The sequence below is a fragment of the Streptomyces sp. NPDC048257 genome (genome assembly GCF_043201855.1).
GTDB lineage: Bacteria > Actinomycetota > Actinomycetes > Streptomycetales > Streptomycetaceae > Streptomyces.
Map to the genome: position 1 here is coordinate 120,313 of NZ_JBICZI010000012.1, position 13,284 is coordinate 133,596.

Sequence of the window (13,284 nt, forward strand, 5' to 3'; positions counted from 1 at the left end):
GGGGGCAGGGGTTCATGGACACCGACGGCACGCACGAGACGCGCCAGCCCCGGGTCGGGCACGTCCCGAGACCGGCCGCCCCGCCGCCGCAGAGCCTTCCCCCGAAGCCCTCGCACGCGCCGACGGCCGGCCCGACCCTGGCCGACTGGCTGCGCTTCCCCCGCTCCTCGGACGGGCCGGGCGTATGGACGTACGGGCACGTGCCGCGGGCCGCCGAAGAGCCCGAGGAGACCCCCACCCGCCAACTGGTCAGCGGAGCCCTGATCTCCCTGCTCGCGGGGCTGCTGCTCTGGTCCCTGCTGTGGAACGGCTACCTCGGCGGGTTCTGGCTCTGGCCCCTCTACATGTTCACTCCCGACTCCTGGGCCGGCACGCTCCCGGCCGTCGTGGCCTCCTACATCTGGTATGCCGTGGTCGCCACCGTCCTGGTGATCGGCTTCGGGCGCCTCGGCCGCTGGCCCGAACTGGGCCGCCGGGTGCTCCGCAGCCGCGCCCTGCGAGCTGTGCAGCCCGCGCTCCCCGCCGACTCCGCCCGTCCCGAGGCGGGCGGCCCGGACGATCCCGCACGGTGGCCGCAGTTGCGGGGGGCCGGGCTGGGGGAGGTGGCCGAGCGGTTGGAGGCCGAGGCCGGGGGTGGGCGGATGAACGACGTGGACTACGCCCGGATCCGGCGGGCGTGGGACTCCGTGCGGGTCGACCCCTCACGCATGCGGGCCTTCGCCGACGCCGTGCGCGACAAGGGCGCCGGGGCCTGCGCGCACCCCTCCGGGGCGCGGGACCTGCCCGTGCGGGCCGCCCGGCACGACCTGCTGGCCCGGCAGGTGCTGCTCGGCACCGTCGAGGACGGCGCGCGCAACCCCTACTCCCGCCGCGGCACCGCCCTCGCCCTCGACCCCGACGTGCTCGGTACCTCCCTGCTCGCCGTCGGGCCCTCCGGCACCGGCAAGACCCAGCAGCTGGTGCGGCCCGTCGTCGAGTCGCTCGCGCTCCAGGCGCTCGCCGGCCAGGCCGCCGTCGTCGCCGTCGGGGCCGCCGGAGCCCAGCTCGGGCCCGACGCCGCCTTCGACGTCGTGGTCCGGGTCGGCGACCCCGCCTCCGTCTACGACCTCGACCTCTACGGCGGCGCCACCGACCCCGACGAGGCCGCCACCCTGCTCGCCGAGGGCTTCGTCGGGGACGTCCCCGGGATCGACGTACGCCGGGCCGCGACCGCCCTCGCCCAGCTCCTCGGGCCGTTCCGGGCGGCGTACGACCGCTTCCCGGCCGTGCCCGAGCTGCGCGAACTGCTCGACCAGGTGCCGGCCGCCCTCGACGCGCTGCGCCGCGACCTCGCCGGGCAGCAGGCGATGCTGCGCGAGCTCGACGCCCGGGCCCGCCAGCAGGGCGCCCCCGCGGACCCCGGACCCGCGCTCGCCGACCGGGTGGCCCTGCTGGACCGGCCCGCCTTCGCCGGTTTCTTCGACACCACCGGCCAGGGCCGGCCCTTCTCGCTGCGCGCGCTGGAGCACCCGATCCGCGTCCGCGTGGACCTGCCCGAGCGCGGACACGCCGACGCCTCCCGGATGCTGGCCCGGCTGCTGCTCGCCCAGTTCAACGCCGCTGCTGCCGCCCGTACCGACCGTTCCCTCTTCGCCTTCCTCGCCTTCGACGACGCCTCGCACACCCTGACCCCCCAGACCGTGCGGGGCGTCCAGCGGCTGCGCTCGGCGCACGCGGGCGTCCTGCTCACGCTGCGCACGCTGGACGACGTACCGGAGGCGCTGCGGACGCCGCTGCTCGGCGCGGTCGGCTGCCGCATGGCCTTCTCCGGCGTCACCACCTGGGACGGCAAGCGCTTCGCCGAGGCCTGGGGCACCGAGTGGGTGGAGGCCCGGGACGTCACCCACCGCACCGTCTTCGCCGACCAGCCGCTGACCCGGCTGATGCACGCCTTCCGCAAGCTCGTCACCGGCAAGGCGGTCACCACGGACGCGGTGACCGTGCGGCAGGTGGAGCGGGAGCGCTGGTCCGCCTCCGACCTGGCGCACGCCGTGCCGCCGGGACACGCGGTGCTGTCGCTGACCTCGGTGCGCGGGGAACGGGCGGCTCCGCTGCTGGTCCGCCTGGCCGGAACGGCCTGACCCGCACCCCGAACCGTACGAGGTGGCAGAATCGAGGAGAGTCGTTCATACGACACGGCGAAAACCATCGGCGGTCACTGCCGCTTCCGCCGGTCCTCCGCCGCCCCCTCCCGCTAAGGCCACTGGTAACCGATGCCGCTCACCCTCGCCTCACTCGTCCAGCACTCGGCGCTCAAGCTCAGCGTCCGGGCGGGGGAGGGCCGCCTCGACACCCCGGTGCGCTGGGCCCACGTCAGCGAGCTCGCCGACCCCGTCCCGTACATGGAGGGCGGAGAGCTGCTCCTGATCACCGCGATGAAGCTGGACGCGGGGGACCCGCAGGAGATGGGGGCCTACGTACGCCGCCTCGCCGCGGCCGGGGTCGTCGGCATCGGCTTCGCCATCGGCGTGAACTACGAGGAGATCCCCGAGGCGCTCATCGAGGCCGCGCGGACCGAGGACATGCCGCTGCTCGAGGTACCGCGGCGGACCCCCTTCCTGGCGATCAGCAAGGCCGTCTCCGCGGCCCTCGCCGCGGACCAGTACCGGGCCGTCACCGCCGGTTTCGAGGCCCAGCGGGAGCTGACGCGCGCCGCGCTCTCCGTCGACGGTCCCGCCGAGCTGCTGGCCCGGCTCGCGGCGCACGTGCACGGCTGGGCCGCCCTGTACGACACCTCGGGCGCGGTCGTCGCGGCCGCCCCCGAGTGGGCCGCGCGGCGCGCCGCCCGGCTGACCCCCGACGTGGAACGGCTGCGGGAGCGCCCGGCGCCCGCGAGCGCCGTGGTCGGCGGCTCCGAGGACCGCGTGGAACTCCAGTCCCTGGGCACGGGCCGGCGGGCGCGCGGCGCCCTCGCCGTCGGTACCGCGGCCCCGCTGGGCACGGCCGAGCGGTACGCCGTCCACTCCGCGGTCGCCCTGCTCACCCTCACCACCGAGCGCTCGCGCTCGCTGCACGACGCCGAGTCCCGGCTGGGGGCGGCGGTGCTGCGGATGCTGCTGGCGGGCGAGGCGGACCACGCGCGGTCCGTGGCCGGGGACCTGTACGGGACTCTGCTGGAGGCACCGTTCCGGCTGATCGTGGCCGAGCCGGCCCTGGCCGGGACCGCGCAGCCGGAGGGGCTGGCGCTGCTGTCCGACACGGTGGAGTCGGCGGCCGCCCGGACGGGGGAGGCGCTGCTGGCCGTCCCGGAGGCGGACCGGCTCGTCGTCCTGGCCTGCGACGGGGGCTCGGCCGTCCAGGCGTGCGTGGACCACGCGGAGGTGCTGGAGGCGCGGCGCGGCCGGGACGCGACCGGGCCGGAGCCGGACGAACTCGTGGTCGGCATGTCCGCGCCGGCCGGACCGGGCGGCGTGGCCGCCGCCCTCAAGCAGGCCGACCAGGCCCTGGCCGTGGCCAGGCGGCGCGGCCGGCCGATCGTGGAGCACGAGGACATGGCGGTGGGCTCGGTCCTGCCGCTGCTGGCCGACGACGCGGTACGGGCCTTCGCGGACGGCACCCTGCGCGCCCTGCGGGAGCACGACGCGACCGGGCGCGGCGACCTGGTCGCCTCGCTCCAGGCCTGGCTCTCCCGCCACGGGCAGTGGGACGCGGCCGCCGCCGACCTCGGCGTGCACCGGCACACCCTGCGCTACCGGATGAAGCGGGTCGAGGAGATCCTCGGCCGCTCCCTGGAGGACCCGGACGTCCGCATGGAGCTGTGGCTCGCCCTCAAGGCCACCTCGACCGCGTCGTAGCGCCCGCGCCCGCCGCCCCCCCCCCCCCCCCCCCCCCGCCCCTCCGCCCCGCCACCGCCGCACGCCCGGGCGCCGCGAGGGACAGTGCCAAACCGGCGAACCGCGACGACCCGCCGCTCCATGAGGGACAAACGCCGAAACGCCGACGGAGTTCTACGGTGGAGGGGACAAGGACCCACCCCCCAGCCACCGCTGGGCGGTACCCCCGCACACATCCGAAGGGCCGGGATTCGCATGACTTCCACCCACGCCTTCTGGCTCGCCGGCCGCCAGGCCACCGGCGAGGACAGCTTCGACGTCCACTCCCCGTGGGACGGCCGAGTGGTCGGCACGGTCAGCGTGCCCACCGACGAGCAGGTCGAAGAGGCCGTGGCCGCGGCGTACGCCGTGACGGCGGAGTTCTCCGCGACGCCCGCCCACGTACGGGCCGCGGCCCTGGACCACGTGTCCAAGCGGCTCGCCGAGCGCACCGAGGAGATCGCCCAGCTGATCTCCGCGGAGAACGGCAAGCCCGTCAAGTGGGCCCGCGGTGAGGTCGGCCGTGCGGTGTCCGTGTTCCGTTTCGCCGCCGAAGAGGCCCGCCGCTTCAACGGCGGTGAGGCCCAGCGCCTGGACACCGACGCCGGTGGTGTCGGCCGGCTCGCGCTGACCCGCCGCTTCGTCAAGGGTCCGGTCCTCGGTATCGCGCCGTTCAACTTCCCGCTGAACCTGTGCGCCCACAAGGTGGCCCCGGCCATCGCCGTCGGCGCGCCGATCATCCTCAAGCCCGCCCCGGCCACGCCCCTCTCCGGGCTGATCCTGGGTGAGCTGCTCGCCGAGACCGACCTCCCGGCCGGTTCCTGGTCGGTCCTGCCGGTCGCCAACGACAAGATGCCCGCCCTGGTCAAGGACGAGCGTCTGCCCGTGATCTCCTTCACCGGCTCGGACACCGTCGGCTACGCGATCCAGCAGTCGGTGCCCCACAAGCACTGCACCCTGGAGCTCGGCGGCAACGCCGCGGCCGTCGTCCTGGACGACTGGTCCTCCGAGGCCGACCTCGACTGGGCCGCGACCCGTATCGCGACCTTCTCGAACTACCAGGCCGGCCAGTCCTGCATCTCCGTGCAGCGCGTGATCGCCGACGCCTCCGTCTACGACCGCCTCGTCGAGAAGGTCGTCGAGAAGGTCCAGGCCCAGGTCACCGGCGACCCGTCCGACTCCGCCACCGACGTCGGCCCCCTCGTCTCCGAGGCCGCCGCCCAGCGTGTCGAGTCCTGGGTCGACGAGGCCGTGGCCGGCGGAGCCAAGCTGCTCACCGGTGGCAAGCGCGCGGGCGCCTCGTACGAGCCGACCGTCCTGGCCCACGTCCCGGACGGCGTCAAGCTCGCCACCGAGGAGGTCTTCGGCCCGGTCCTCACGCTGAAGAAGGTCGAGAACACCGACGAGGCCTTCGCCGCCGTCAACGACTCGAAGTTCGGTCTGCAGACCGGCGTCTTCACCCGCAACGTGCAGACCGCGTTCCGGGCCCACCGCGAGCTCGAAGTCGGCGGTGTGATCATCGGCGACGCGCCGTCCTACCGCGCCGACCAGATGCCGTACGGCGGCGTCAAGCAGTCCGGTGTGGGCCGCGAGGGCGTCCGCTACGCGATGGACGACTACACGTACGAGCGAGTCCTGGTCCTGACCGGCCTCGACATCTGATCTCGTACGGCCCACAAGCCGACGGCCGGAGCCCACTGTGCGGGGGCTCCGGCCGTCCCCTTTTTCCGTGCCCCGCCTTTTTCCGTGCCCCGCCCGACTCCCGAGGTCATCGGCCGACGGGGGAGCGCGGTGGCCCGGTCGCGCGTCAGGTGGAGGACTCGTCGGATTGGCGTGACTGGATGCTCGGGCGGTCCTGATCGGGGGGCGGAACGCCATCTGATGCCGTGCAGCGGATCTGAGGCGGCGGACCACGCGGCCGGCGGCATCCCGGAGGATGCCGCCGGCCGCCCCGTTCCCCGGCCCCCGGCTGCCGATTCCCCCGACTGGACCGGCCCGGCTTTTCCGGTGGAGCCGGACGGGGTACGACTCACAGGTAGCACCGGTCGGTAACGCCGGTGGACCCCCGACTCCGGCGGCGAGGTGAGTCCCCTCATGTCCGCAACACAGCCCAAGGTGACCGAGCGCGAGGCACGGCAGGTCGCAGAGGCGGCCCGGGAACAGGACTGGCGCAAACCCAGTTTCGCCAAGGAACTCTTCCTCGGGCGCTTCCGGCTCGACCTGATCCACCCCCACCCGCTCCCGGCCGACGAGGACGTCCGGCGCGGCGAGGCCTTCCTGGCCCGGCTCCGGGAGTTCTGCGAGACCCACATCGACGGGGCCCGCATCGAGCGCGAGGCGAAGATCCCCGACGAGACCGTGCGCGGGCTCAAGGAGCTCGGCGCCCTCGGCATGAAGATCGACCCCAAGTACGGCGGCCTCGGTCTCACCCAGGTCTACTACAACAAGGCGCTCGCCCTCGTCGGCTCGGTGAGCCCGGCCATCGGGGCCCTGCTCTCCGCCCACCAGTCGATCGGCGTACCCCAGCCGCTGAAGATGTTCGGCACCCAGGAGCAGAAGGACGCCTACCTGCCCCGCTGCGCCACCACCGCCATCAGCGCCTTCCTGCTCACCGAACCCGACGTGGGGTCCGACCCGGCGCGCCTGGCGACCACCGCCGTCCCGGACGGGGACGACGCGTACGTGCTCGACGGCGTGAAGCTGTGGACGACCAACGGGGTCGTCGCGGACCTGCTCGTCGTGATGGCCCGCGTCCCGAAGTCCGAGAACCACCGCGGCGGGATCACCGCCTTCGTCGTGGAGGCGGACTCGCCGGGGATCACCGTCGAGCACCGCAACGCCTTCATGGGCCTGCGCGGCCTGGAGAACGGGGTGACCCGCTTCCACCGGGTACGGGTCCCCGCCGCCCAGCGCATCGGCGCCGAGGGCTCCGGCCTCAAGATCGCCCTGACCACGCTCAACACCGGCCGGCTGTCCCTGCCGGCCATGTGCGTCGGCGCCGGCAAGTGGTGCCTGAAGATCGCTCGCGAGTGGTCCGGCGTACGCGAGCAGTGGGGCCGGCCGGTCGCGGGGCACGAGGCGGTCGGCGCGAAGATCTCCTTCATCGCCGCCACCACCTTCGCCCTCGAAGCGGTCGTCGACCTCGCCTCCCAGATGGCCGACGAGGACCGCAACGACATCCGCATCGAGGCCGCCCTCGCCAAGCTCTACGGCTCCGAAATGGCCTGCCTGATGGCCGACGAACTGGTCCAGATCCGCGGCGGCCGCGGCTTCGAGACCGCCGAGTCCCTCGCCGCCCGCGGCGAACGCGCCGTCCCCGCCGAGCAGATGCTCCGCGACCTGCGGATCAACCGGATCTTCGAGGGCTCCACCGAGATCATGCACCTGCTGATCGCCCGCGAAGCCGTCGACGCCCACCTCTCGGTCGCGGGCGACCTCATCGACCCGGACAAGGCGCTCGGCGACAAGGCCAAGGCCGGAGCCCGGGCCGCCGGCTTCTACGCCCGCTGGCTGCCCAAACTCGCCACCGGCCCCGGCCAGGTCCCCGGCACCTACCGGGCCTTCCACCCCGCCGGCCACCCCGACCTCGCCACCCACCTGCGCTACGTGGAGCGCAGCGCCCGCAAACTCGCCCGCTCCACCTTCTACGCCATGTCCCGCTGGCAGGGCCGGATGGAGACCAAACAGGGCTTCCTCGGCCGGATCGTCGACATCGGCGCCGAGCTCTTCGCCATGAGCGCGGCCTGCGTCCGCGCCGAGCACCTGCGCGCCGCCGGCGAGCACGGCCGCGAGGCGTACCAGCTGGCCGACGCCTTCTGCGAACAGTCCCGGCTCCGCGTCGAGGAGCTCTTCGGCCGGCTCTGGTCCAACACCGACGACCTCGACCGCAAGGTGGTCGCCGGCGTCCTGTCCGGCACCTACACCTGGCTGGAGGAGGGCGTCCTCGACCCCTCCGGTGAGGGTCCCTGGATCGCGGACGCCACCCCCGGACCGTCAACACAGAAAAACGTGCACCGCCCCCTGCGCTGACCTGCGATCATCGCCGCACGTCGGACAGACGTACGAGGATGAGTACGAGTACCCGTACCCGTACGAGCACAGCGCGAGGCGGACGAGAACGATGCCGACGGCCGAGGAAGACCGCACCAGCCGACGGCTGGCCTGGTGCGTGGCGCACCTGCTGCGCCACGCACCGGACCACGTCGTCACCGACATCACCGGCAGGCTGGACCAGCCCACCCGCAAATACCTGTGCCGGGACGAGTGGCTGCCGGCCGCGGCCGTCACCCTGCTGCTGCGCCACGGCGACGATGCGGACCGGCACTACATCGCCCGCAACCCCCGCGTCGTCGGACGGCCGCTGCCCGGCCTGCCCGGCCCCGCGCGGTACGCCCGCCGCCGGACACCCCCCGAACTCCTGCCCGTGCTCCGCGCCGAGCTCGGCCGGGACCCCGACGACGGGCCGCTCACCGCCCCGGAGCTGATCGGCCTGCTGCGCCGGCACGGACGGCGCGGGCCGCGGGTCCCGCTGGACATCCTGGCGCTGCCGTACGAGGCGGACCCGGAGCTGCTGCGCGCCGAGCACACCCGCCGGCCGCTGCCCGCCGGCTCCGTCGAGGCCCTGCTGCTCGTCGCGGACCTGCCCCCGGCGAGCGTCCACGCCCTGCTGGGCACCGGGGCGGCGCCCGCGAGCGGGCGTTCCTGGCACCGGCCCGCCGTCCGGGCCGTCCGGATGGGACGGGTCACCCACGAGGAACTCGTCACCCACGTCACCCCCGCCCACCACACCCTGCTCCTCGGCCATCTCCCCGTGCGGGAGTCCCTGCGCTGGACCCTGCCCGAGCAGGCGGGCATGCAGACGGCCGTACAACGGGCCCTGCGTCCGCTGGGGGACGATCCCCGCCTGTGGGCCGAGCTGCTGCGGCACGCGCCCGGTCATCCGGGCCCGCTGCCCGAGCTGGTGGCGGCCGTGGCCGACGGAAGGATGCCCGAGCCCGCCGCCGGGGCGGCCGGACCCGGTCCCGAGCTGACGCGGGCGGTACGCCACCTCGCCCCGACGGCCGCCGAGCCGACCGGGGAGGTGGAGCGCGAGCTGGCCCTCGCCAGCCTCGCCGTGCCGATGGACAGCGTCGAGGAGGACATCCGCTGGGTGCGCGACTGCCTGGACCGCGGCCTGCTCACCGGCATCGACGTGGTCCGGCACAAGCTGCCGGCCTGCTGGGCCCTCGACGAGGACCACTGGCTCGGCGACGTGGACCACCCCGACCGGCACGACCGTCCGGGCGCCGTCCTGGCCGCCCGCGCCGAGGCGGACCGGCTGTTCACCGCGGCCCTCGGGGAGGACCCGGAGGCCTGGTGGCGCGCCGCGCGCACGCTCCCGGAATTCGCCGGAACGCTCCCGCACCTGCTTCTGCGGGTCACGGAAGGGGGCTCCGTGTCCGGCCGCTCCTGACTTCCGGCAACAATGGGGGGCATGAGCGACCGCCCAGCCCCCCTCGCCGATCCGCACCTCCTCTTCGACCCCGCGGCCGGCCTCCGGGACATCGTCATCCTCGGGTCCACCGGGTCCATCGGGACCCAGGCCATCGACCTCGCCCTGCGCCACCCGGACCGGTTCCGGGTCACCGCGCTGTCCGCCGCCGGCGGACGGGTGGAGCTGCTGGCCGAGCAGGCCCGGAAGCTGCAGGTCAAGACGGTGGCCGTCGCCCGCGAGGACGCCGTACCGGCCCTGAAAGAGGCGCTGAGCGCCCGGTACGGTTCCTCCGAGCAGCTGCCCGAGATCCTGGCCGGTCCGGACGCCGCGGCCGAACTCGCCGCCTCCGAGTGCCACACCGTCCTCAACGGCATCACCGGTTCCATCGGCCTCGCGCCGACCCTCGCCGCACTGCGGGCGGGCCGGACCCTGGCCCTGGCCAACAAGGAGTCGCTGATCGTCGGCGGCCCGCTGGTCAAGGCCCTGGCGAAGCCCGGCCAGATCATCCCGGTGGACTCCGAGCACGCCGCCCTCTTCCAGGCGCTCGCCGCCGGCACCCGCGCCGACGTCCGCAAGCTCGTGGTCACCGCCTCCGGCGGCCCCTTCCGCGGCCGCACCCGCGCCGAGCTGGGACACGTGACCGTGCAGGACGCCCTCGCGCACCCCACCTGGGCCATGGGCCCGGTGATCACCGTCAACTCCTCGACCCTGGTCAACAAGGGGCTCGAGGTCATCGAGGCGCACCTGCTCTACGACATCCCCTTCGACCGCATCGAGGTCGTGGTCCACCCGCAGTCCTACGTGCACTCGATGGTGGAGTTCACGGACGGCTCCACGATCGCCCAGGCCACCCCGCCGGACATGCGCGGCCCCATCGCGATCGGCCTCGGCTGGCCCGAGCGGATCCCGGACGCGGCCCCCGCCTTCGACTGGACCAAGGCCTCCACCTGGGAGTTCTTCCCGCTGGACACGGAGGCCTTCCCGTCGGTGGGTCTGGCCCGGCACGTGGGCACCCTCGGCGGCACCGCCCCGGCCGTGTTCAACGCGGCCAACGAGGAGTGCGTCGAGGCATTCCTGGCAGGTCGGCTGCCGTTCACAGCAATCATGGATACGGTCTCTGCCGTGGTCGATGAGCACGGGACACCTGAGTCGGGAACCTCCCTGACGGTCCAGGACGTCCTAGAAGCGGAGGCCTGGGCCAGGGCCCGGGCGCGGGAGATGGCGGCGCGGGCCGCCGCGGAGGCGCGCGCATGACACTACTGATGACGGTGCTCGGGGTCGTGGTCTTCGCGGTCGGCCTGCTGGTCTCCATCGCCTGGCACGAGCTGGGGCACCTCTCCACGGCCAAGCTCTTCGGCATCCGCGTGCCGCAGTACATGGTGGGCTTCGGGCCGACCGTCTGGTCGCGGAGGAAGGGCGAGACCGAGTACGGGATCAAGGCCATCCCCATGGGCGGCTACATCCGCATGATCGGGATGTTCCCGCCCGGCGAGGACGGCAAGGTCACCGCCCGCTCCACCTCGCCGTTCCGGTCGATGATCGAGGACGCGCGCTCGGCCGCGTACGAGGAGCTCCAGCCCGGCGACGAGAGCAGGCTCTTCTACACGCGCAAGCCGTGGAAGCGCGTGATCGTGATGTTCGCCGGACCGTTCATGAACCTGATCCTGGCCGTGGCGATCTTCCTCACCACGCTGATGACCTTCGGGCTCAACACCCAGACCACCTCGGTCGCCACCGTCTCGGACTGCGTCATCCAGCAGAGCGAGAAGCGCGACAAGTGCGCCCCCGGCGACCCGGCCGCCCCCGCCAAGGCGGCGGGCCTGAAGGCGGGCGACAAGATCGTCGCCTTCGACGGACGCACGGTCGGCGACTGGTCCGCCCTGCAGAAGGACATCCGCGCCACCGTCGGCCCCGCCACGATCACGGTGGAGCGGGCGGGTCAGCGCGTGGACCTCACGGCCACCCTGATCGAGAACAAGGTCGCCAAGACGGACGGCAGCGGCCGGTACGTCAAGGACGAATACGTCACCGCGGGCTTCCTCGGCTTCGCCCCCGCCTCCGGATACGTCCCGCAGTCCTTCGGCCAGTCCGTCGACCGGATGGGCGAGATGATGCAGGCCGGCGTGCAGTCGCTGGTCGAGCTCCCGTCCAAGGTCCCGGACCTGTGGAACGCGGCCTTCAACGGGGCCGAGCGCAAGCAGGACAGCCCGATGGGCGTCGTCGGCGCGGCACGGGTCAGCGGTGAGATCTTCACCCTCGACATCCCCGCCCAGCACCAGCTGGTCTTCTTCCTCAACCTGCTGGCCGGCTTCAACCTCTCGCTGTTCCTGTTCAACATGCTGCCGCTGCTCCCGCTCGACGGCGGGCACATCGCCGGCGCCCTGTGGGAATCGGTCCGGCGCACCGTGGCGCGCGTCTTCCGGCGTCCCGACCCCGGCCCGTTCGACGTGGCGAAGCTGATGCCCGTCGCGTACGTGGTCGCGGGCCTGTTCATCTGCTTCACCCTGCTGGTGATGGTGGCCGACGTGGTGAACCCGATCAAGATCACCTGATGTACGGGGGTCTACCCCAGCCGTACGGGAGCCGGGCACGGATCGTGCCCGGCTCCCTACGTTCGGGTGGCGCACCCCCGCGGATGCACGGGCCGCTCCTTGGTTGGCGTAATCTCGAAGCCTGGAGCCCGCCGATCTCGGGACCTTGATCCACACCTTGGGGTTGCACAGCAGATGACTGCCATCTCTCTCGGAATGCCGTCCGTGCCGACGAAGCTTGCCGACCGCAGGGTCAGCCGCAAGATCCAGGTCGGCTCCGTGGCCGTCGGTGGCGACGCACAGATCTCCGTGCAGTCGATGACCACCACCCGGACCTCCGACATCGGCGCCACGCTCCAGCAGATCGCCGAGCTGACCGCCGCCGGCTGCAACATCGTCCGCGTCGCCTGCCCGACCCAGGACGACGCCGACGCACTGGCCGTCATCGCGAAGAAGTCGCAGATCCCGGTCATCGCCGACATCCACTTCCAGCCGAAGTACGTGTTCGCCGCGATCGACGCCGGCTGCGCCGCCGTCCGCGTGAACCCCGGCAACATCAAGCAGTTCGACGACAAGGTCAAGGAGATCGCGCGGGCCGCCAAGGACACCGGCACCCCGATCCGCATCGGCGTCAACGCCGGCTCCCTCGACGCGCGCCTGCTGAAGAAGTACGGCAAGGCCACCCCCGAGGCGCTGGTCGAGTCCGCGCTGTGGGAGGCCTCCCTCTTCGAGGAGCACGGCTTCGGCGACATCAAGATCTCGGTCAAGCACAACGACCCCGTCGTCATGGTCAACGCCTACCGCCAGCTCGCCGCAGCCTGCGACTACCCGCTGCACCTCGGCGTCACCGAGGCCGGCCCCGCCTTCCAGGGCACCATCAAGTCCGCCGTGGCCTTCGGCGCGCTGCTGTCCGAGGGCATCGGCGACACCATCCGCGTCTCCCTGTCCGCGCCGCCGGTCGAGGAGGTCAAGGTCGGCAACCAGATCCTGGAGTCGCTGAACCTCAAGCCCCGCCGCCTGGAGATCGTCTCCTGCCCCTCCTGCGGCCGCGCCCAGGTCGACGTCTACAAGCTGGCCGAGGAGGTCACGGCGGGCCTGGAGGGCATGGAGGTCCCGCTGCGCGTCGCGGTCATGGGCTGCGTCGTCAACGGCCCGGGCGAGGCCCGCGAGGCCGACCTCGGCGTCGCCTCCGGCAACGGCAAGGGCCAGATCTTCGTGAAGGGCGAGGTCATCAAGACCGTCCCCGAGTCGAAGATCGTGGAGACCCTCATCGAAGAGGCGATGAAGATCGCCGAGCAGATGGAGAAGGACGGCGTCATGAGCGGCGAGCCGACCGTCGCCATCGGCGTCTGACATCTCTTCGGGGGCGAGCTCGCCCCCAGCCGGCCCCGCACCCGGCCCCGGCACCGTTCCCGCAGCTCGGGGGCGG

Annotated in this window: 8 protein-coding genes; all 8 read left to right on the forward strand. The window is 73.2% G+C overall.

All coding sequences use genetic code 11. The features are described 5' to 3' along the window. Positions 1–14: 14 nt before the first annotated feature. The 8 genes from ACGFZK_RS23285 to ispG all read left to right on the forward strand — a co-directional run bounded on the left by ACGFZK_RS23285 (position 15) and on the right by ispG (position 13,208). Complete coding sequence (locus tag ACGFZK_RS23285) at positions 15–2,120, forward strand: ATP-binding protein (protein ID WP_393850771.1); 2,106 nt, start codon at positions 15–17, stop codon at positions 2,118–2,120. 132 nt (positions 2,121–2,252) lie between these two features. Further along, positions 2,253–3,833 carry a PucR family transcriptional regulator gene (locus ACGFZK_RS23290; protein WP_393850772.1) on the forward strand — a complete coding sequence of 527 codons (1,581 nt, stop codon included), beginning with the start codon at positions 2,253–2,255 and terminating at the stop codon, positions 3,831–3,833. 234 nt (positions 3,834–4,067) lie between these two features. Beyond that, positions 4,068–5,513, forward strand: a complete 1,446-nt coding sequence (locus ACGFZK_RS23295; RefSeq protein ID WP_393850773.1) for an aldehyde dehydrogenase family protein — start codon at positions 4,068–4,070, stop codon at positions 5,511–5,513. A 432-nt stretch (positions 5,514–5,945) separates the two neighbouring features. Continuing rightward, positions 5,946–7,880, forward strand: coding sequence for an acyl-CoA dehydrogenase family protein (locus ACGFZK_RS23300; protein WP_393850774.1), 1,935 nt, complete (start codon positions 5,946–5,948; stop codon positions 7,878–7,880). Between the two features lie 91 nt (positions 7,881–7,971). Further along, positions 7,972–9,303 (forward strand): hypothetical protein, encoded by a 1,332-nt coding sequence (locus ACGFZK_RS23305; RefSeq protein WP_393850775.1) that lies wholly within the window; start codon positions 7,972–7,974, stop codon positions 9,301–9,303. A gap of 21 nt (positions 9,304–9,324) precedes the next feature. Next, positions 9,325–10,578 (forward strand): 1-deoxy-D-xylulose-5-phosphate reductoisomerase, encoded by a 1,254-nt coding sequence (dxr, locus tag ACGFZK_RS23310; protein WP_393850776.1) that lies wholly within the window; start codon positions 9,325–9,327, stop codon positions 10,576–10,578. Beyond that, complete coding sequence (locus tag ACGFZK_RS23315; protein WP_393850777.1) at positions 10,575–11,876, forward strand: M50 family metallopeptidase; 1,302 nt, start codon at positions 10,575–10,577, stop codon at positions 11,874–11,876. Before dxr ends, ACGFZK_RS23315 begins: the two co-directional genes overlap by 4 nt. 174 nt (positions 11,877–12,050) lie before the next feature. Continuing rightward, positions 12,051–13,208: a flavodoxin-dependent (E)-4-hydroxy-3-methylbut-2-enyl-diphosphate synthase gene (ispG, locus tag ACGFZK_RS23320; protein ID WP_393850778.1), complete on the forward strand. Its 1,158-nt coding sequence runs from the start codon at positions 12,051–12,053 to the stop codon at positions 13,206–13,208. Positions 13,209–13,284: the final 76 nt, after the last annotated feature.

Bases quoted from the DNA above. Each gene is read 5' to 3' on its own strand.
- ACGFZK_RS23285 (WP_393850771.1), top strand. From the start codon at position 15: ATGGACACCGACGGCACGCACGAGACGCGCCAGCCCCGGGTCGGGCAC.
- ACGFZK_RS23290 (WP_393850772.1), top strand. From the start codon at position 2,253: ATGCCGCTCACCCTCGCCTCACTCGTCCAGCACTCGGCGCTCAAGCTC.
- ACGFZK_RS23295 (WP_393850773.1), top strand. From the start codon at position 4,068: ATGACTTCCACCCACGCCTTCTGGCTCGCCGGCCGCCAGGCCACCGGC.
- ACGFZK_RS23300 (WP_393850774.1), top strand. From the start codon at position 5,946: ATGTCCGCAACACAGCCCAAGGTGACCGAGCGCGAGGCACGGCAGGTC.
- ACGFZK_RS23305 (WP_393850775.1), top strand. From the start codon at position 7,972: ATGCCGACGGCCGAGGAAGACCGCACCAGCCGACGGCTGGCCTGGTGC.
- dxr (WP_393850776.1), top strand. From the start codon at position 9,325: ATGAGCGACCGCCCAGCCCCCCTCGCCGATCCGCACCTCCTCTTCGAC.
- ACGFZK_RS23315 (WP_393850777.1), top strand. From the start codon at position 10,575: ATGACACTACTGATGACGGTGCTCGGGGTCGTGGTCTTCGCGGTCGGC.
- ispG (WP_393850778.1), top strand. From the start codon at position 12,051: ATGACTGCCATCTCTCTCGGAATGCCGTCCGTGCCGACGAAGCTTGCC.